Below are 18,995 nucleotides of genomic sequence, written 5' to 3'. Positions count from 1 at the left end.
GTTAAAGTTTGTCGTGGGTGTCCGCCATTATTCTACTTGGGACTGCATAGTCACATATTTATTATATGATAATTGAAGTGTTACCAAAACACCTCCAACAATCAAACATACCCAACCAAACGGTGCAAAAGTAGAGTATGAATCACTATATTGACCTGCAAAGTAACTAGCTAGCGAAGTAGCAAAGAAAAATATGGCATAGCTTGTACTTAGTAATGGCTTGAATCCATGTTTAGCAATAATTGACATAAATATTGCCGAGCAAAATACCTCCGCAATAGCTTGAAGTATCATCACAAAAATGATGAAGTCTTTTACACTTGAATTTTTTGTAATGCTGTAATTAAGTAGATGCCAACTTAATGAAAATATAATAAAACCAAGTGCGACCTTATACCAAGAGCTGACTTTAAAAAACCACCACAAAGTAAAACATACAACACAAGTAGCGATAACTGTCTTAGCATTTATCGAAAAACCCAACCCACTCATTATCTGAGGAAATGCTTGATATAGATTTCCGCCACCAATTTCAAAATAAGACCAAAATAAAGTCGACAATAAGAAAATGACAATTACTAAGCCAACTCCACTAAAAAAGTTACTGCCTTGATTTTGGGTGGCTACATTTGCTTTATGGCTTTGCCGTGGCACTGCTGAACGCTGACTATACATGATGATAAATACAAGCGCGCTAACTGCCGCAGCCATTATGAAGGCTACTGACCAACTCACGTTTTCAACCAAAATACCTATTGTCATGGGCCCTATAAATGCGCCCAGATTTATCACCAGATATTGTCCTGTAAAAACGCTATCGAGTTTGCTCGACATTTTTTTCAATTGGTGGGCTATTATTGTTGGAATGTTAGGATTGAAGAATCCAGAGCCTAACGCAATCAATCCAGCCGAATATAAAAGGTGTTGGCTCTCTACGAATCCTAAACTTAAATATCCAAAAAACATTAATAAAATGCCCAATAAGGTAGACTTAAACGCTCCTAACAAAAAATCTGATAAAAGACCTCCAATAAATGTTGCCAGATAAACGTACATAGTGAACTGACCGTAAAAATCAAGCGTCTTAGATTGGTCCCAACCAGCCCCACCATTTTGGTCCATTAAAAACAGAACAATGAAGGCTCTCACCCCATAATAAGCTAACCGTTCAAGACAACTAGCTAATAGTATCCACCCAACAGATTTACTAATTGGAGCGTTTTTTATGACTTCCACTCTTAATCCTTTTTTATTTATTTTTTATATAAATTAAATTTCTGCTAGTTGCGAGGTTTTGGGCTAATATTATTATACATTGTAATATAATTTACTAGCTTTCTAATTCAAATGGTTTTAAAGCTCGAACACCACCCCACCCCCAATTATCAAGCAATCTTCTACTGAATACTATTCATGAGCATGTTTGGTGTAGGTAAAACCACTCATGGTTGCGCACAGCATGGACACATCATCCTGCTGAGCGCTATGGGTATATAAAGTGATAGAAAAATAACAAAAGAAAATAACAAAGACACGCACCACATTAATTTTATGCGGAGCAAGCATACAAGATGAGACTAAGTGCTTTTATGTCTCTCTAAAATAGTGTCATTTTTCAGAGGGAGGGGTCTACAGGACACATGAGTAATGTGGCCTGTAGACCTCAAGCCAGGTTATCGAAATAAGCAAATGACGTTTACTTCTTATATTTTTCAAACCAAGCTAGGGTATGTTCAATCTTACTGATCATCCGAGAAGGACGGCCTGCAATTCCATGTGGCGCACCTGGAATTTTGACCAGTACAGAATCAATTTTACGCAGCTTAAGTGCTTGGTAGAACTGTTCGGTTTCGGCCATTGGCGTGCGCAAGTCTTCTTCACCCGTCATTAGCATGGTTGGGGTGGTTACGTTGCCAACGAGCGAAAGCGGTGAGCGTTGCCAATAGTGTTCCATATGCTCCCATGGCATACCTGGGAATTGCGTTGGAATTTGACCAAGGCCACTGTCAGCGGTAAGTACTTTACTCAGCCAGTTGATCACAGGCTTTACGACAACAGCAGCGTTGAAACGGTTAGTTAAGCCAATTGCGTAGGCTGTTGCGATACCACCTGCAGAGCCGCCAGCAATAAACAGATTATCTTTGTCGATAAAGCCTTTCTCAAGCATAGCGTCTACCCCTGAGTTATGATCGGCAAAGTCTTCTTTCGAGCTGTATTTGTACTTGAGCAACATCGCAAAGCGCTCGCCGTAAGAGCTGCTGCCTCTGTGATTGTCGTAAAATACCACATAACCTTCGGCGGCATAACGCTGTAATTCTGCTGAGAAATGGGGGCCGTAGGCTAAGTGTGGACCACCGTGAATTTCTAGTAGTAATGGATATTTTTTGTTTGGGTCAAAATTTGGTGGCGTAATATACCAGCCCTGAATTTTCTCCCCGTCGAACGACGAGCTATACGTGATCTCATGCACTTTACCAAGGGTTTTATGTGCAAGTAGGTCTTCGTTAAGGCGGGTTAATTGCGCTACTTTGCCTTTTCTTGTCGTGATTGCGATGTCAGCAGGGCGCTCACTCGAACCCTGAGTAAAGGCAATTTCTCCATCAAAGTTAGCACTAAATTCACCGCTTAGATAAGGGCGACCAAGGGTTGTGCCTGAGAGCGTATCTGTGATGTCGGTAATTTTGCCTTTTGTGGTGATGCTCGCGAGCTTTCGCTTGCCGTGGTCATCGTACGTCATCGCCAGTCTATCACTGCTAATCCAAGTTGGGTTTTGGATTGAGCGGTCGAAGTCTTTGGCAATCATGTGGGAGGTTTTGTCCTGCCAATCCATGATATTCAGCTTGCTATTACGGTAAGGGTTTAGCGCATTCGATGCACTAAGATAAGCCAGCTGTTTACCATTTTCGGAAAAACTAGGTGCGTACTCACGACCAGGAGCCGACGTAAGCTGGGTGATATTACGGTTAAAATCAACTTCGAATAAGTCGCCTTCTAGGCGCTTGTATTCCCAGTCTGCAATACGGTTTGCTGAAAATACAATGGCCTTAGCATCTGCTCGCCACGCGAGTTTCCCACTATGGTGATAATTACCAGAGGTTAATTGGCGTGGCGTGCCGCCTTCACTCGGTAACACGAAGATCTGGCGATAGCCCGGTTTGATAAGGCCTCGGCCATCTGCTTGGTAGTAGGCTTTGTCGATAACAATGGCAGAGTCGGACCACTTCGCGCCTTTTGGTTTTTCTGGCATCTTGGCAATGACTGCTGGCTTTTCAGCAACCTTTTGGCTAAAAGCCAGCCATTTGCCATCTGGTGACCAAGTTAAGCCACTGATCCCAGATTGCAACTGTGTAAGTAGTGCCGTACGGTTTTGAGCAAGATAATGCACATGAATTTGTGTGCTGCCAGATACATTGCTCACAAAGGCGATTTTGCTACCATCCGGCGACCAGCGAGGTTGACTGTAATTGTTTTCATCAGAGAAGAGTGGTGATTGTGCGCCTGATTTCGTATCGACCAGCCACAGGTTTTGTCGCTTAGCATCTTTCATCACGTCATTATTGTTACGCACATAGACAACTTGAGTACCATCTGGGGATATTTGTGGGTCGTTTGCATATTCCAGTTCAAAAATGTCTTTAGCCTGTAATCCCACCTCAGTTTGTGCTAGTGCTGGCAATGCAGCGCAAGCCAGTAAAGTGCAAATAAGCGTCCGTTTCAATTCAAAAGGCATATCGCCACCTTCAATATAATTTTTATGTGGGCTTCATAGTTATTCAGGTGTAATTCAATGTCACCTAATACGCGATAGAATGAAATAAAAACTCGGTGTATCAAATGAAGGGGAGTGTAAGAAGGTTGTTTACGAGAGACAAAGAATAGTTCTGCTGGATACAATGCGTACCTGTGAATTATCCGTCGTTCATTAACTTGATTTTGGTATGATCTACGTGGCGCTCTGATCATGACGCAACAATAACGTAAAACTGTCATATGAGTGACGTACCTAACATAAGGATTTTTCACGATAATATCCAAACCTCAGGTTAAATAGTGTCAATAACCGTATTAAGTATGCATTTGCGCTATTCAGGCTCTACTCGTATGCAGTTTCTACCTGCTTTTTTCGCTTGGTATAGGGCTGAGTCAACTCGCTTTAGCATCTCAGATAGGTCTTGACCATCTTGTAAGCTGCCTACGCCAAAACTGGCTGTGATCTTGTGTGGGCAGGATAATTGAATGGCTTCAATCGCTTTACGGATCCGCTCTGCTACTTTCTGTGCATCGTTGAGATAGGTGTTGGGGCACAAGATAAGAAACTCTTCACCTCCCCAACGAGATGCGATGTCCGTTGACCTTAGACTATTTTGAATTTCCTGCGACACGAGCACCAACACTTCATCGCCGATATGGTGGCCAAACCTATCGTTCACTTGTTTAAATAGATCTAAGTCTAGAATAATCGTGCTAAGGGGAAGGCCTTTAGTTAAGCACTCTGTCGTTTCCTCGTGTAGTGCCTGATTCATTTTTCTACGATTGTATAAATTGGTTAGTTCATCCTTATTCGATAGCACTTCCAATTGTGCAGCCTTGACTTTATCTTGTGTGACATCCTGCATCAGGCCAATTGAATTAAGTGGTTGGCCAATGCCGTTTAGTAGCGTTTCACAGTGGTGTCTTACATAAAGTGTGGAGCCGTCAGCTCTAGTTACAACATGCTCAAATGTGGTGCTTCCACCGTGAACAAAAACATTGTGGAGCTGCTGTTTTATTGCTAGCTCGGCGCTTGGATCTAGTGCATTGATAAAGTCGCCCCACTGTGTAATGGCTTCGCCATCAATACCGAGCATGGCAGCAAGTTTATCGCTCATTTTAACGCTGTAGGTTAGGTGGTTAAGCCGCCACGTACCGACATTAGCAAGCTTTTGAATATCCAGCAGAGCTTTTCTGTCGTATTCGTTCTCACGTAACCTTTGTTGCAGCTTGTGGTTTTCTATTTCTAACGCCAGAACTTTATCTTCAAGTTTAGTAATTAGATCTGCGTCATCCGATTTAGATGGAAATACTTCGCTCATGCATAGTCCATTGGCTAATTCAATTTTTCTACGCACGTGTATTGAGTGCTTCTTCGGCCATTTGTGTGCCGACTAGTCGCGATTTTATTTTTTCATATACGATTTCTCTGGTTGTTGAACTATCATCAGCGAATGGCGAAAAACCGCAATCATCACAAGTGCCTAGCTGTGGAATAGGAATAAATTCACTCGCCAGTAACACGAGATCTCGTACGGATCCGGGGCTCTCAATTTCGCGACTATTCGGGTTAATCACGCCAATAAATACACGTTGGAAGGGCTTGAGGATGCTGCCTATCAGCTTCAGGGTTTTCTTGGGGTTCTCTTCACCTCTAAGTGCAACGTAGAAGCTTCCTGCATTAATGTCGAAAAGCGTAGGCAGCAGATATTTATAGTCAATGTCGGCGCTATGGGTTGCATCAATATCAGCACCCGGACAGGTATGAATACCAATTCGTTGCCGTTCGCTATCACTAAATTGGGCGAGACATTTATTGATTAGCTCAACAAAGGACTTGAGGGTCTGACCTGACGGGTCTAGTTTTAAAGACAGCCTCGCTTCTGTAAAGTCAATTTGTACTTTGTGTGCACCCAGTGCTAAGCAGCGTTTTACTTCGCCAACATGCTGAGTTATCAAATCACTGATAAAACTTTCGTGATCGTAATTTTCAATCCCGTGAGATGGATAAACTAAGCTCAACATTGAAGGAGAAATAACGGCTTGTTTGACGGGCACAGTTGCGTGTTTGAGTGCGAAAGCGAGAAATTCATCCGCCGTATGTTGATAGCGAAATGGCGGAACTTTAAGGTGTGGCGCAAAGACCCGAGAGTGACCATCGTTAAAATCAACGAGCAAGCCCTGATCTGAGTAGCTAGGTGAATCGTGTAAGCAATAGTGAGCAAAACCATCAAACTTTCTTTGCTCGCCATCACTGACGACCTGACAGCCAATCGCTTCGAGCTCTTTTATCACTTGTTGTGTTTCACGCTCTGCAATTTCGTTTAAAACTGCGTAACTTATCTTTCCTTGCTTATAGTCCCTGTAAGCGCTTATTAAACAGGGGTTTCGAGGAATTGATCCGATTTGTTCACTGGGGATCTGGAACCGCGCCATCGTAGTCTACCTTCTCGAGTTGCTTATTCTAAGTAAAACGATAAAAAGCCATAAATAATCAAACAAATGTGCGCTTATAGCAATCCAGTTACTTTGTCTGCTTTACAAACGCACAAGCGCCAATGTGAGTATAGGATCAAATAGATATAATCGCCTTGATTACATGGGATTTTACCTGATGAGATAATCTTTGGTGGGTGCTTTTGAGTGAGGCAAGGAGGTGATTTGAGGCTAACTTTAAAAATAATGAGTTAGCTTCTCTTTTATCTAAATTTCAGATTGAAAACAAACTGACTTATGAGAAGGCCATTTTATCCGTACTTTTCAAGTCAAAAAAGCGTGTTAGGTGAAGGGGAAATAGCGGATTTATTAAGTGTATGAAAGCAAATGAAAATTGATAATATTTTTAGTAGATGTTCGTAAGCAATGAGAATATTTCTTGCCCTTTAGAGTTTCAAATGCTCTTTCTGGGTTTATATAGCACCTTTACTTCCCAGCCGTTAATTAACGGTAAGCTACTTAAGATTATCGTATTATCTCCTGAGCTTGGTCGGGTAAGAAGCCACTTACTTCCATTACGTCATTGCCCAAAAACGGACGTCTTTTTTGTTTTGTTTCAATTGCTTTAATGATTTGCCAATCTTTTGAGAGCTCCATGTATATTTCTTTTCCTTCCGTTTTAATAACAAGCTCATAATAGAGTTGAGTGGGTGCAGATTTCCCGCCATCTTCCAAAAATAAGATTAGTCTGGCTTTGGTTCTGGCTCTTTTCTCTTGTGATTCAAAACTGATTGACCTTAAAATTAAATCACTACCATAGGCTAAATAAGTTGGTTTTAAGGTGAAGCTCTCAGAATTCATTTCATTATTTATTGTTATGTGAAGTATTTCATTGCCCGTGTAGGGGATTGACCGGCTTGTATCTCCGATAGCGTATTTAGCACCATCCTCGTATTCAGCATCTATTCTTTTGTCTAGTTCTGCGTTCTGGATTATGGCACGTAATGTACTTTTTTGTACGTCATCCAGACTAAGTGCTTTTAGAGTTGTAGTTTGAACATACAAATTTCTTTCGGTATCTAGATCCCGCGCTTTACTCTGGGCGTTATGTACACAGAGTAAAAGTAATAGGAGGGCAGTAGTTTTCATACAAATGATATCCTTATTGCGTCATTAGTTTGTAGATACTAACACCTGTTTAGCAAGTATAAACCTTATTTCTTGGTTGCATTAGGCTTGATGGTTTAACTTATAAATTAGAGAATAGATTATATGGATGCTCCAATGATAACAAGAGCGAGTAGAAGTTACCTGGTGAGTTTAAGTAATAAACCGTCGTACTGAACACTGATTAAGGTTGTAAAGCCGCACCACCTATCATTCCTTGAAGGCGGCACATAATTTAGGTTTTATTTAGCAGCTAAAACTATTGTTAATTCAGTATTTATCAAGCTGATTTTTTGGCTAATAGCTCTTGGCGCACAAGTTCAGCCCCTGCGCTCAATGCAGCGAGCTTACCTCTTGCCACTTCACGAGAAAGTGGTGCCATACCGCAGTTAGTGCATGGGTAGAGTTTGTCTGCGTCAACAAACTCAAGCGCTTTGCGTAGTGTGTTGGCAACTTCTTCTGGCGTTTCGATGATGTTGGTTGCAACATCAATCGCACCAACCATCACTTTTTTACCACGGATCAACGCTAACAAGTCGATTGGCACGTGAGAGTTATGGCACTCTAAAGAGATGATATCGATATTGGATTTTTGTAGCTTAGGAAATGCCTCTTCATATTGACGCCATTCTGATCCTAAGGTCTTTTTCCAATCGGTGTTAGCTTTAATGCCGTAACCGTAACAGATATGCACTGCGGTTTCGCATTTGAGTCCTTCAATAGCACGTTCAAGCGCCGCAATGCCCCAGTCGTTGACCTCATCAAAAAAGACATTAAACGCCGGTTCGTCGAATTGAATGATATCGACTCCAGCGGCTTCCAGCTCTTTGGCTTCTTGATTAAGGATCTTAGCAAATTCCCACGCTAGCTTTTCACGGCTTTTGTAGTGGTCATCATACAGCGTATCTATCATCGTCATCGGACCTGGCAATGCCCATTTGATAGGTTTGTCTGTTTGGCCGCGTAAAAACTTGGCATCTTCAACAAAAACCGGCTTTTGGCGAGATACAGGGCCCACCACGGTTGGAACGCTGGCATCATAGCGGTCGCGAATTTTTACGGTTTGACGCTTCTCAAAGTCCACACCGCTTAGGTGTTCAATAAAAGTGGTTACAAAGTGTTGACGGGTTTGTTCGCCGTCACTCACGATATCAATCCCTGCAAGTTGTTGCTCTTGCAAAGCAATACGTAGCGCATCGTTTTTGCCATCAATAAGCTCGTCGCCCTCTAGTTTCCAAGGTGACCATAGGGTTTCTGGCTGAGCAAGCCAAGCGGGCTTAGGTAAACTGCCAGCAGTAGACGTTGGTAATAGTGTTTTCATAATAAATGCTGTTCCATATTCCCGTTGATTATAAAGCGTAATTTGCAGACCACTGCTCAAGTACGGTTTGGTAAGGCTTGATGAAATGCTCTTCGGCAAATCGACCTTGTGCAATCGCCAACTGGCTGCGCTCTTCGCGGTCATAAACAATCTGCGTTAATGAATGATCTAGGTTTTTCAAGTTTGGCTGATAGCACTTGCCTGCAACCGCATTGGCGTTGTAAATCTCAGGGCGGTAGATCTTTTGGAATGTTTCCATGGTGCTGATGGTGCTGATCAACTCCAGATTGGTGTAGTCATTCAGTAAGTCACCAAAGAAGTAAAAAGCCAAAGGTGCAACGCTATTTGGTGGCATAAAGTAGCGCACCTGTAAGCCCATCTTTTTGAAATATTGCTCAGTTAATGATGACTCATTTGGCTGATATTCAAAGCCAAGCACAGGGTGCTGATTTTCAGTGCGGTGATAGGTTTTGTTATCAGATACACTTAGGCAAATCACCGGTGGCTTACTAAAGTGACTCTTGTAAGCTTCTGAATCGACAAAGTATTTAAATAGCTTACCATGTAAGTCGCCAAAGTTAGCTGGGATGCTGAATTTAGGTTGATCTTTATTATGATCAAGTAATAGCACGCTAAAGTCGTAGTCACGTACGTAAGATGAGAAGTTGTTACCAACAATTCCCTCAATGCGTTCATTGGTTTTGTGGTCAACAATATTGGTTTTTAACACTTCAATTGACGGGAAAGTTTGCCCACTGCCTGCAATATCCATATCAACCGAGACTATCTCAAGCTCAACAGAATAACGGTCGCCTTTTGGGTTATCCCAGCTAGCCAATGCGTTAAAGCGATTATCAATCATCTTTAAGGCATTGCGTAAGTTTTGCTGGCGGCTTTCGCCTCTTGCTAAGTTAGCAAAGTTGGTGGTGATCCGCGTGCTGTTTGACGGATGGTAATTCTCGTCAAGACGAATGCTCTTAATAGTGAAAGTAAACTCGTTATTCATGTTCTTCAGGTATCCAATTCTAATGCTAACGCGCTCGGTAATTACGTTTCACTGCGATAAACAGATATCCACGGGGACGCAGTGAGAGTGCCGAACATTAAGTGATGTAAGATTTATACGTGGATCACAAGATGAAGAAAAACGGTTTTATTTCACATAAAACATGAGTCTGATTCATGAGTTACAAAAATAGATGCCGCTTATTGAGTCGCATATGCAGAAAATATGAGCAATTGTAGAGTAAAACTCTTTGGAGATCCGAAAGTCTAGACTGCTAAATGTCTAAGTTGCATTTGTTTCAAGTAAAACGTGAGGAATATTCAAGGCTTATCTAAGTCAAAAGCACCAATGGCAAAGCGTTATGTTGTTATACTCGCAGCGCTTAGGTGGCACAAAGGCTAAAAGCAACGGCCATATTGCTCACTTAGGTGATTGCGCCTCAATTAAAAGAAGAGATAAGTGGAATGAGTGAGTTGATATTGTTGTTTGTGTATTGTGCACTACTCGGTAGTGTTGTCGGCTTTTTAGCCGGATTGTTAGGTATTGGCGGTGGGCTGGTTATTGTTCCGGTGCTGAGCAGTATTTTACTGTATTTTGACGTGTTACCACCGGAGCAAGTGGTGATTGCCGCTGTAGCGACATCGCTGGCATCCATTTTATTTACTTCTACCTCATCGGCAATCGCGCATCATAAAAATGGCAATGTACCGTGGGATTTAGCGCCGTGGATAATGACGGGCGTTGCACTAGGCGCGCTTATCAGTGGTTTTTTGGCAGCGCTATTACCCGAAAACGCAGTGCGCATTGTATTTGCAGTAAGTGTGGTATTGATAGCAATAAAAATGTTTTATAGCAGCAAAAATGAGAGCTCAACCCAAAGGCAGCTGCCAAATAAAGGCATACTTACGGTATTAACGACGATCACAGGTGGTTTATCTGCCATGATAGGCATTGGCGGTGGAGCGCTTTTGGTACCGCTGTTGACGTTTTTCTCTGTTGATATGAAAAAGGCCATAGGATGCGCTTCTGCATGTGGTATTGTTATCGCGCTCTTTGGTTCCGTTGGCTACATTAGCTCGGGCAGTGCGCACTTTGCACTTTCGGATGGTTTCGCCGGATTTGTTTATTTGCCGGCGCTGTTAGGAATTGTGTGCACGTCTTGGTTCACTGCTCCAATGGGGGCTAAAGCCACGCATCACTTGCCTGTTGCCACGATTAAAAAGGTATTTGCTGTGCTACTGTTAGTGATGGCTGTGAATATGGCGGTAAATTAAGTGCTTTTGAGCCAAAACGAGCTATGGCGTGTTTGGCTCAGAAGCTCTGCTAATCTTACTTTTTGAACGGATCTTCGGTTGGTTCAAAATGCTTGTTTAACTTGCCATTTCTGGTGCTATTGATGTATTCCCCAGATGGATCTTCGCTTATCAGTGTGAAGGCACTGACTGGCGATTCAAAGTTAAAGTTTGCCAATTCCACCCAAGCAACATGAGGCGTGCGAGCATTGCAAAAGTAATAGGTTTGGCTCCTATGTGCTGCAACGGTTGTCCACAAGGTATTAGATATATTTGGGCTGGCACTGCTTGTAAAATTATAGCCAAGGGGTACTGATGCACTTGCAGCAACCGAGCGAGCCTGTGCAAGGGCATCATGCTCATCGTTTGGTAAATCTAAGTGATTAAGATAAAACGCAGCGCGCTCGAATCTATCGGTTGAGTATGGACCGCCAGGGATCGTATGGCTCGGCTGACTGTTTTTATCACTCCATTGCCACAGCCAATAATCATTAATCCTTAGCTGATCTTCATAACTTGGTTCATTGGTAACAACGCGATAGTCAGCGCTGTGATGGATCTTAAAAACCCCATTCTCAACTTCGATAATGGCTGAATCGCCACTGATATCCGACACTATCAAATGCAATGCTGCGGTTTTACCTTCGCTGTTAGGTACTTCTGCACCAACGATCTGAATTTCTTGTTTGCTGAATACGTCAACGACTTCCTTGACGAGTACAAATTTGTCTAATACATATTGCAACCATCTCAGTACGCTCAGCTGCTTTTTACTTTTGCATGCTGATTTACCGTACGTCGCGCCTGAGTCGTACAATACATTTGCGACAAGCCCCATAGAGTTCATGCCATCGGAGGCTGCCCAGCCGCTGCAATCATCTCCAACCATAGCGACCACACTACTATAGGAAGATGTCCATGTAAGTGGGTTGCGAGTTTTCTCGCTTGCTATTGCCTCTAGCTCAGAAACTGGCTCAAGCCCCGATTTTTTTAGTCCTTTTTCAAGTACAAACAAGCTGGTAGGTAATATAAACATCCAGTCCATATTTCTGGCAGTAGCCAAATATGCTCTATTCCAGTTATTAAAAGCTCTAGTACACATAACAACCTCACAAGAAAATTAAATATCCTTTTGATGAGTGGTTTCTCATCAATCTACTGTTTCATACTAGGCTTTGAAAAAGGCTAAATACATTACAGAAAGTTACAGTGCATTACAGGAGTGATAAGTCAGTAACTATTAGCGTGAAAAACTAATGATTCGACAAGTATTCGTCTCGGGTTCCCTAAAACAAAAGTGGTGTGAGGTTAGTAGAATGAGTATATTTGCAAGAATTGGGTTAATTGCTATCAGGTATGACGTTTAGAGGAAATGGGATGATAAGAGAGATAACTCGGGAAGATTTTGAGTCGTTTTGGCCAATGTTTTCAGAAGTGATCCAAGCGCAAGAAACGTATGCATTTGACTCAAATATGAGTATAGATCAGGCATTTTTACTTTGGTGTGAAACGCCGCTCAAAGCTTTTGCATATGTTGAAAATGGGCAAGTACTTGGCAGCTATTATTTGCGACAAAATGCGATGGGTCCGAGTCGCCACATATGTAACTGTGGTTACATGGTGTCGAGTTTGGCTCGTGGTAAGGGAATTGCACGGCTGATGTGCGAACATTCCCAGCAACAAGCATTAGCGCTGGGATTCGAAGCCATGCAATTTAATAGTGTGGTATCGACCAATGAACTGGCGATTAAACTATGGCAAAAGCTTGGTTTTACCATTGTGGGCACCATTCCCAAGGCATATAAACACGGGAAATTGGGTTTGGTAGATAGCTATGTTATGTATAAATGGTTGGCTGATTAAAGTGGACAGGATCTGAAAGCTTTATTACATAGCCATCAAATCACAGGTGAAACTGGCTTGTTATCGCCAAAATAGCGATAGTCGAAAATCAGCAACAATGTAGTGCGGGATTTCGGATTGAAATAGAAGTAGCAACCCTTACTCTATGGTCTAACTCAAACCGTTAAGGATTGTTATGACTTCACTTGCTAACATGCCATTTTCTTTGCTCGAATTAAGCCCGATGAAAGAGCAAGATACCGTTTCACAAACCCTCGCTAACAGCGTGGCTTATGCGCAAAAAGCGGATGAACTTGGCTTTAAACGCTTTTGGATGGCTGAGCATCATAATATGCGTGGTATCGTCTGCGCAGCAACCTCCGTATTGATAGGACATATTGCCGGACACACTCGCAATATTCGGGTAGGGGCGGGTGGCGTGATGTTGCCAAACCATCCACCGTTAGTCGTCGCTGAGCAATTTGGCACCTTAGAAAGCCTCTATCCTGGACGCATTGATTTGGGATTAGGGCGCGCGCCTGGTAGCGATCCTATTACCAGCCGAGCACTGCGTCGCGATGACAGACGTGCAGAACAATTTGATGACGAAGTCGCTGAATTACAAACCTTGCTCGGTCCTTATGATGGTCACTCCTCGGTGCGAGCCATTCCGGGCGAAAACACCAAGGTACCAATCTGGTTGCTTGGCTCGAGTCTTTATAGTGCCCAGCTCGCTGCAGAGCGAGGTTTACCTTATGCATTTGCGGGTCATTTTGCGCCACGATTCGTGCATGATGCTATCGCGCTTTATCGCCGTGATTTCCAACCATCAGAGGTGTTAGATAAACCTTATGTAATGCTTGGCTTACCGGTAGTTGCAGCCGATACCGATGAGCAAGCGCAGTATTTAGCTACCACGTCAAAGCAACGTATCCTAGCGTTGATGCGAGGTCAGGCGTTATGGTTGAAACCCCCCGTTGACTCGATGGAGGGTCTATGGAATGCCCAAGAGCAAATGCAAGTCGAAAGCTTTTTAGGCCTATCTGTGGTTGGAAGCCCCGGGACGCTCCATCATAAACTCAGCATGATTAAACGCGAATTAGCGGTCGATGAGTTTATTTTTACCAACGATTTATACGAGCTAAGTGATAGAAAACATGCGCTTGAGATCTTGGCTTCTATGCGAAGTTCGTGATTATTATATGAGTTCTAAGTTTCTCAGTCCAACTTCTATTTTACTTGTGGAAAATTAAAAATGACATTAAAAATCAACGTTTTATTTTGTGGTTGAATTTCATTAAGGTGAGTTTGATAGAGCTATCTGTTGTTAATTTTTATATTTTGAATTACTTTATTGTTTTAAAAGTTAAAGAGGCAGGTTATGAAGGGGCAGTTGAGCTTGATTAGTATTGAATCATTATATGATGAGTTTGGTTCTAAATATTGTAAAGATAGAATAAGTAAAGGTTTATTGGTCAATGACTTTATAGAAAGACCTGTTCTTTTGGATACAATCAGTAAAATTAGAAGAAGGAAAAAATCAGATATTAAGAAAGTTTTAGACGTTGGTTGTGGCCCAGGAGTTTATACTAAGGATTTAGCTGGATTGGGAATGAGCGTAACTGCAATTGATATTAGTAAAGAAATGATTTCGATTGCTAGCGAATATTGTTCTAACAATCTCTCAACTAATGAAAACCTAACTTTTCAACATACTAGCTTTGAAGACTTTGATAATAAAGAAGAATACTTTGACTTGGTTTTAGCTACTTTCATGTTGAGCTACTTTGATGATCTTAATTTTTTCTTTAGAAAGGTTAGGAGTATGCTAACACCATCAGGTCGAGTGGTAACTTCTATATTGCATCCTATAAGGCTGTTTTCATCAGGTAAAAGGGGGGATTGTGATGGATACAATGTTTGTAACTACTTTCAAAACGGGTATTATGATTCTGATGTAATTAATGATAAGTCTCTTGTTCCGTTGAAAAGGTGGAATTTTCAAAATATTTGTGAAGCAGCTTTTGAAAATGGTTTGTTGATTGAGTATATACTTGAACCATACCCCGTAGACGATATTCCAGAAGAATTAACTGAAAAGGCAGATTTTTATCGACATAACCCTTCAGTGGCACTATTTGTAATGAGGGGGGTTTAATTATGAAGACTGGTCTAAATAGTGCCGAAAACAAACTTGTAAATATTGTAATATGGCTTATAAGTTTATATGGAGTCGCGATCTCCTTTTTTTCCTATTTTGTTTCAAAGGCAGAATATAGAGTTGGTCTTTCTTTAGTGTTTTTATTTGTATCTTTTCTTATTTTATATTTAGGGAAAGAGAGAATTTTTGGTGACCTTCTTCTGAAAGTTGTCGGAAATAAACAATTTGATGACTCATTAAAAGGAGGTGTATGGCATCTTCAAATATCTTTTGATGATCAAACTAGAACAGGGAACCTAAAGTTTAAGAAATCTTTGATAGGTATGAAAGTAATAGGAGAAAGTTTGGTCGATAGCAAAACAGGCAAAGTAGAGCGATTAGGATGGTATGCTGAAGACGCTGAAATTATTAGATATAATGACAAAGAAATATTGAAATACATTTATAAGGTATCAGGTAAAGACAATCAGGAGAAGATTGAAAAAGTTGGGATTGTTCTCGCTAGCAGAGAGCATGGGACTACGAATGAACCATTTAAAGGTATATTTAAGGACATATCTTTAAAAGAAAGTCAAATTTCTAGAGAGGGAACCGTAATGTTACGTAGAACTAGTGAGTAATTCCATCATTAAAATCATATCAACACTAAAATAGCAATTGGGGCATCGCATGGAAGAGATAGTCGTTAGATATATTCATTTTATCGGTATTTTATTTTTGGCATCGACGCTCGCGATTGAAAACGTGTTACTCTCTAAATCAATGAGTAGTCAGAGTATTAAGCGGTTAGCGGTAGTTGATGGCTTGTATGGTGTCAGTGCGCTGGTAACACTTGGCGCGGGGTTAACGTTGTGGTTTGTAGTTGGCAAGCCCTGTGAGTTCTACACTAAAAATCCGATTTTCCATGCCAAAGTCGGACTATTTTTGTTAATCGCTTTGCTGTCTATCATTCCGACTGTGTTTTTATTGAAGCACCGTAATACAACAAAAGATAATTTATTTGTGCCCCAGCGTATTATCGTCATTAAAAGGCTAGAAATGCTGTTACTTTTAGTTTTACCGCTACTTGCTGCACTTATGGCAAGAGGCTATGGGTTGCCCTCATCATGAAACAAAATATTGTCAATATTGCGCTCGTCGTCAAAGACTACGATGAAGCCATCGACTTCTACGTCAATAAACTAGGTTTTGAATTAATAGAAGACACCTATCAACCCGAGCAAGATAAACGTTGGGTGGTGGTGGCACCACCTAATTCTCATGGTACTGCGTTACTACTTGCCAGAGCTTCTACGCCAGAGCAGCAGGAATTTATTGGTGATCAAGCTGGTGGGCGGGTATTTTTATTTTTAAATACCGATGATTTCTGGCGTGATTATGAGCGCATGACATCTATTGGCATTCGGTTTATTCGCGAGCCGCAAGAGCAAGATTATGGCACGGTTGCTGTATTTGAGGATCTCTATGGCAACCGCTGGGACTTACTGCAACTAAACCCTGATCACCCAATGGCAAAGAGATGATCTCTAAGTTACCAAAATGGGTTGAGATCGGCGCTTTTATATTGGCGCTCGTTGCAGGATTTGTGAATGCAATCGGCCTGCTTAGCTTTGAGCACCAATCCGTTTCTCATTTATCCGGCACTGCGACTATGCTCGGAACTAGTTTTTTAGGTGGCAGCCTTAAAGAAACCCTGCACTTATTTGGAGTGTTACTCGCGTTCTTGCTTGGCTCTGCACTTGCAGGGTTTTTGCTGCATGGCACCACGTTAAGGCTTGGCAAACATTACGATACCGCGTTGGTGATCGAAGCCATGTTGCTTACCGTGTCTCTCGTCTTACTGATGCAAGGCTCATTTTATGGTCATTTTTTTGCCTCCGCGGCTTGTGGACTGCAAAACGCATTAGCCACCACGTACAGTGGAGCTGTGGTGAGGACAACCCATGTAACAGGAATATTCACCGACTTAGGGCTGATGATTGGGGCATTGTTTAGAGGCGAGCCTTTGGATACCAGAAAAACAAAACTGTTTGTGTTGATCATTTCAGGGTTTGTGGCAGGTGGCGTGTTGGGCGCTTGGCTTTATAACAAGTTTCACTTTCAGGCGCTGTGGTTACCTATAACCATCTGTTTGCTAATTGCTGGTGTTTACCGCTTTGCGCTTAGGGATAAGGGGTAGCACACCGCTGTGTTGACGTATCTCGGTTTGGATTATTGACTACTTAATCGACATCGTATACATTGGCGCGCGATTTTAATTTGGATCTTTCCACTATGTTTTACATCCTATTTAAGAATTTTGTTAGAAGGCTTTGCTCCGCGCATTAACACGATGAAGTGTTGCTCGGAGCTTACTTTCTAAATCTTCATCAGAGACATTGGCGACTACTTGAATAAAGGTGGGCAGCGGCAGTGTATCTGATGATTGGAAAGACGAAGCCGGCGATGGTACTTCATCGCCGGCTTTTTTGTGCCCGAAATTCAGTGGCACACATTTTCAAAGTTTTTTGAAACGGGAGGTCGGCATAACTGTCGATCTCCCGTTGTTTTATGGATGTAATTTAATGAATTTGCTTTTAAATGACCTGATGACGTCAGGTAGTGGCTCATACAAACACAAGCTTAATTTTAGCTTTATTTCTTTTGCTTTGCCGAACACCTGCAAGGTAAACGTTTGCTGCGCAAAAATGGGGTAAAGAGATGTTATTGACTTTATTACTCGCCTTTATTGCATTTTTAGTCGGGGCCGATGAGCTGATGCTTGGGCCTATTCTTGAACCTATTGGACTCGAATTAGGTGTAAAGCCTGAGCGAGTTACACTGTTTATTACCACTTACAGCGTTGCCCTAGCGATTGTGGCTCCGCTATTTGGGGCGCTCTCGGATAAAGCAGGGCACCGCGCTATCATCTTACCTGCAATCGTGGTTTTTGGTGGTGCCTCCATCGCGACAGGGCTTGTCACTTCATTTGAGTGGGGCTTAGTTGCTCGTGTGATCACGGGGATTGCCAGTGCTGGCATGCTCCCGATTGCGTTTGCCATCGCGGCAAGCTCTGGTGGAGATGCGCTCAAACGGATCGGTTGGGTGCAAGCAGGCTTAACTCTTGGCATGATCTCAAGTCCTGCGTTTGGCGCGTTTTTAACGCATTTAATGTCGTGGCGAGCGGCTTTTGTTGCACTCGGGATCGCCACTTGGGTTGTGGCGTTATTACTTACCGTAAACCGCCGTGCGATCCCAAGTGACAAAGCTGGAGAAGGCACCAAGATATCAGTCAAGCTATGGCAAATCCCCGGTGTTGTTGGCGCGTTACTTACTATGTGTATCGGTTTAGGTGGTGGTATTGGTTTGTTCAATTTGGTTGGGCAGCATTTACGAGATACACAAGCACTGTCAGTGTGGTTTATTGGTGTACTGTATGCCTTATTAGGCTTAGTGAGTGTTGCTGGAAACCTGATGATGCCAAAACTCGCAACCCACTTTGAAAGTGGGCGGCAGGTCATGCGTGCGTCATTGGTCGTTTGCCTCATTGCCAGTAGCGGTCTTTATTGGTATCAAGGTATCTCTCTCATACCGTTATACTTTTTGATGACACTTTGGGCATTGGCTGGCGGCATTGGTTCACCGGCATTACAGGCATATATTTCAGAACTTTCGCCTGCACATCGTGGTGTACTTATCTCACTGGCCATGAGCATGATGCACATTGGTGTGGCGATTTGGTCTGCCGTCGCAGGTTTTGCTTACAGCCTTGGTGCGGCCGCAATGGCGCTGCTTGCTATTATTTTGTTTAGTCTTGCCATTTTGTGTTTACGCCCCGTAAAAGGCGCATCAATTTAGGAGGTAACTAGTACCAATTAGCCTTAATACTTGCTCAATTTTAAGGAGCAAATCTGACGCTAACGGCGTTAAAAATTTCTCATTTAGAACAACTGAATAGCAAAATTTTCGCCCTGCCTACATGGATGTAGGTACCTTGGCGGTAGCGGTGTTATCGACAAGATTCTCTCGCCTCAAAATTGG

General features: G+C 42.3%; 18 protein-coding genes. 9 read left to right on the top strand and 9 right to left on the bottom strand.

Going from position 1 to position 18,995, the window contains the following annotated elements; all coding sequences use genetic code 11:
- Window positions 1-27: 27 nt before the first annotated feature.
- From DS891_RS08840 to DS891_RS08810, 7 genes are all read right to left on the bottom strand, one after another.
- Entirely contained in the window at window positions 28-1,236 is a 1,209-nt protein-coding gene (locus DS891_RS08840; protein ID WP_174169562.1) for an MFS transporter, read from the bottom strand.
- Between the two features lie 460 nt (window positions 1,237-1,696).
- A complete protein-coding gene (locus DS891_RS08835; RefSeq protein ID WP_174169561.1) occupies window positions 1,697-3,730 on the bottom strand; it encodes a S9 family peptidase in 2,034 nt (677 codons plus the stop codon).
- Between the two features lie 352 nt (window positions 3,731-4,082).
- Window positions 4,083-5,072 carry a sensor domain-containing diguanylate cyclase gene (locus DS891_RS08830; RefSeq protein ID WP_174169560.1) on the bottom strand — a complete coding sequence of 330 codons (990 nt, stop codon included), beginning with the start codon at window positions 5,070-5,072 and terminating at the stop codon, window positions 4,083-4,085.
- 28 nt (window positions 5,073-5,100) lie between these two features.
- On the bottom strand, window positions 5,101-6,186 hold the full coding sequence (locus DS891_RS08825; protein WP_174169559.1) for a 5-methyltetrahydropteroyltriglutamate--homocysteine methyltransferase: 1,086 nt from the start codon (window positions 6,184-6,186) through the stop codon (window positions 5,101-5,103).
- A 525-nt stretch (window positions 6,187-6,711) separates the two neighbouring features.
- Window positions 6,712-7,335, bottom strand: a complete 624-nt coding sequence (locus tag DS891_RS08820) for a hypothetical protein (protein WP_174169558.1) — start codon at window positions 7,333-7,335, stop codon at window positions 6,712-6,714.
- Window positions 7,336-7,633: 298 nt separating this feature from the next.
- The gene (locus DS891_RS08815) at window positions 7,634-8,674 is read right to left on the bottom strand and encodes a methionine synthase (RefSeq protein WP_174169557.1); all 1,041 of its coding nucleotides are present in this window, start codon (window positions 8,672-8,674) and stop codon (window positions 7,634-7,636) included.
- Between the two features lie 28 nt (window positions 8,675-8,702).
- Entirely contained in the window at window positions 8,703-9,680 is a 978-nt protein-coding gene (locus tag DS891_RS08810) for a DUF1852 domain-containing protein (protein ID WP_010603789.1), read from the bottom strand.
- 464 nt (window positions 9,681-10,144) lie between these two features.
- Between DS891_RS08810 and DS891_RS08805 the strand changes: the two genes are divergently transcribed.
- A complete protein-coding gene (locus tag DS891_RS08805) occupies window positions 10,145-10,954 on the top strand; it encodes a sulfite exporter TauE/SafE family protein (RefSeq protein WP_174169556.1) in 810 nt (269 codons plus the stop codon).
- Window positions 10,955-11,009: 55 nt separating this feature from the next.
- Here the strand turns inward: DS891_RS08805 and DS891_RS08800 are convergent, their stop codons facing one another.
- Window positions 11,010-12,074 (bottom strand): linear amide C-N hydrolase, encoded by a 1,065-nt coding sequence (locus tag DS891_RS08800; RefSeq protein ID WP_174169555.1) that lies wholly within the window; start codon window positions 12,072-12,074, stop codon window positions 11,010-11,012.
- Between the two features lie 275 nt (window positions 12,075-12,349).
- Here DS891_RS08800 and DS891_RS08795 point away from each other — a divergent pair, with 275 nt between their 5' ends.
- The 7 genes from DS891_RS08795 to DS891_RS08765 all read left to right on the top strand — a co-directional run bounded on the left by DS891_RS08795 (window position 12,350) and on the right by DS891_RS08765 (window position 17,154).
- Window positions 12,350-12,835, top strand: coding sequence for a GNAT family N-acetyltransferase (locus tag DS891_RS08795; protein WP_174169554.1), 486 nt, complete (start codon window positions 12,350-12,352; stop codon window positions 12,833-12,835).
- 175 nt (window positions 12,836-13,010) lie between these two features.
- Window positions 13,011-14,009 carry an LLM class flavin-dependent oxidoreductase gene (locus DS891_RS08790; RefSeq protein WP_174169553.1) on the top strand — a complete coding sequence of 333 codons (999 nt, stop codon included), beginning with the start codon at window positions 13,011-13,013 and terminating at the stop codon, window positions 14,007-14,009.
- A gap of 186 nt (window positions 14,010-14,195) precedes the next feature.
- Entirely contained in the window at window positions 14,196-14,972 is a 777-nt protein-coding gene (locus DS891_RS08785) for a bifunctional 2-polyprenyl-6-hydroxyphenol methylase/3-demethylubiquinol 3-O-methyltransferase UbiG (protein ID WP_174169552.1), read from the top strand.
- 2 nt (window positions 14,973-14,974) lie between these two features.
- The gene (locus DS891_RS08780) at window positions 14,975-15,595 is read left to right on the top strand and encodes a hypothetical protein (protein ID WP_174169551.1); all 621 of its coding nucleotides are present in this window, start codon (window positions 14,975-14,977) and stop codon (window positions 15,593-15,595) included.
- Between the two features lie 49 nt (window positions 15,596-15,644).
- Window positions 15,645-16,085: a DUF2214 family protein gene (locus DS891_RS08775; protein WP_174169550.1), complete on the top strand. Its 441-nt coding sequence runs from the start codon at window positions 15,645-15,647 to the stop codon at window positions 16,083-16,085.
- Window positions 16,082-16,498: a VOC family protein gene (locus DS891_RS08770; protein ID WP_010603775.1), complete on the top strand. Its 417-nt coding sequence runs from the start codon at window positions 16,082-16,084 to the stop codon at window positions 16,496-16,498. The genes DS891_RS08775 and DS891_RS08770 overlap by 4 nt, the downstream gene beginning before the upstream one ends.
- Window positions 16,495-17,154: a YoaK family protein gene (locus DS891_RS08765; RefSeq protein ID WP_174169549.1), complete on the top strand. Its 660-nt coding sequence runs from the start codon at window positions 16,495-16,497 to the stop codon at window positions 17,152-17,154. Before DS891_RS08770 ends, DS891_RS08765 begins: the two co-directional genes overlap by 4 nt.
- Before the next feature lie 123 nt (window positions 17,155-17,277).
- On the opposite strand, the gene DS891_RS08760 is transcribed toward DS891_RS08765, so the two are convergent.
- Window positions 17,278-17,466 (bottom strand): hypothetical protein, encoded by a 189-nt coding sequence (locus DS891_RS08760; protein ID WP_174169548.1) that lies wholly within the window; start codon window positions 17,464-17,466, stop codon window positions 17,278-17,280.
- Between the two features lie 209 nt (window positions 17,467-17,675).
- Between DS891_RS08760 and DS891_RS08755 the strand changes: the two genes are divergently transcribed.
- The gene (locus DS891_RS08755) at window positions 17,676-18,812 is read left to right on the top strand and encodes an MFS transporter (RefSeq protein ID WP_174169547.1); all 1,137 of its coding nucleotides are present in this window, start codon (window positions 17,676-17,678) and stop codon (window positions 18,810-18,812) included.
- Window positions 18,813-18,995 lie beyond the last annotated feature (183 nt).

It is taken from the genome of Pseudoalteromonas sp. JC28 (assembly GCF_013319255.1).
Classification (GTDB): Bacteria; Pseudomonadota; Gammaproteobacteria; order Enterobacterales; family Alteromonadaceae; genus Pseudoalteromonas.
The sequence above is the reverse complement of the archived record's forward strand: the minus strand, read 5'-3'. Positions and strand labels throughout refer to the sequence as shown.